The sequence below is a fragment of the Pantoea sp. paga genome (assembly GCF_007558755.1).
Lineage (GTDB): Bacteria > Pseudomonadota > Gammaproteobacteria > Enterobacterales > Enterobacteriaceae > Pantoea > Pantoea agglomerans.
Map to the genome: position 1 here is coordinate 1 of NZ_VLTF01000030.1, position 1229 is coordinate 1229.

1 protein-coding gene is annotated in these 1229 nt (G+C 51.0%); it reads left to right on the forward strand.

The window, feature by feature from the left end; translation table 11 throughout:
- The first annotated feature begins 63 nt into the window (after positions 1-63).
- Positions 64-1211 (forward strand): IS3 family transposase gene (locus FOV68_RS23830; protein WP_088234235.1). Its coding sequence is split into 2 segments (ribosomal slippage): positions 64-301 and positions 301-1211, totalling 1149 coding nucleotides; the frame shifts between segments, so codons are not numbered across the junction.
- Positions 1212-1229 lie beyond the last annotated feature (18 nt).

Sequence of the window (1229 nt, forward strand, 5' to 3'; positions counted from 1 at the left end):
TGAATCGCCACGGGTTTAACAGACACCTCAGAGTCATTTAAGATGGCTTAAAGAGAGGTGTCCATGAGCGGTAAGCGTTATCCCGAAGAGTTTAAAATTGAAGCAGTCAAACAGGTTGTTGATCGCGGTTATTCTGTTGCCAGCGTTGCAACACGTCTCGATATCACCACCCACAGCCTTTACGCCTGGATAAAGAAGTACGGTCCAGATTCTTCCACTAATAAAGAAGAGTCAGATGCTCAGGCCGAGATCCGCCGTCTCCAGAAAGAGCTGAAGCGGGTTACCGACGAACGGGACATATTAAAAAAAGCCGCGGCGTACTTCGCAAAGCTGTCCGACTGAGGTACGCCTTTATCCGTGACAACATCTGTTGCTGGCCTGTTCGCCTGCTCTGTCGGGTGCTGGATGTTCATCCCAGTGGTTTTTACGCCTGGCTTCAGCAGCCGCATTCACAACGCCATCAGGCAGACCTAAGACTGACAGGACAGATTAAACAGTTCTGGCTGGAATCGGGATGCGTCTATGGTTATCGCAAAATCCATTTGGATCTGCGGGACAGCGGGCAACAGTGCGGAGTGAACAGAGTCTGGCGACTGATGAAACGTGTCGGGATAAAGGCTCAGGTCGGATACCGGAGCCCGCGGGCACGTAAAGGCGAGGCCAGTATCGTGTCGCCCAACAGGCTCCAGCGACAGTTCAATCCGGATGCTCCGGATGAGCGTTGGGTAACGGACATAACCTACATCAGGACCCACGAAGGCTGGCTGTATCTTGCCGTGGTTGTTGATCTGTTCTCACGCAAAATTATCGGCTGGTCCATGCAATCCCGGATGACAAAGGACATTGTCCTGAACGCACTGCTGATGGCTGTATGGCGGCGTAATCCCCAAAAACAGGTGTTGGTTCATTCGGATCAGGGCAGTCAGTACACAAGCCATGAGTGGCAGTCGTTCCTGAAATCACACGGCCTGGAGGGCAGCATGAGCCGTCGCGGTAACTGCCATGATAATGCGGTTGCAGAAAGCTTTTTCCAGTTGTTGAAACGCGAACGGATAAAGAAAAAGATCTACGGAACGCGGGAAGAAGCCCGCAGCGATATTTTTGATTACATCGAAATGTTTTATAACAGTAAGCGTCGGCATGGTTCTAGCGATCAGATGCCACCGACAGAATATGAAAACCAGTATTATCAACGGCTCGGAAGTGTCTAGATTATCCGTGGCGATTCA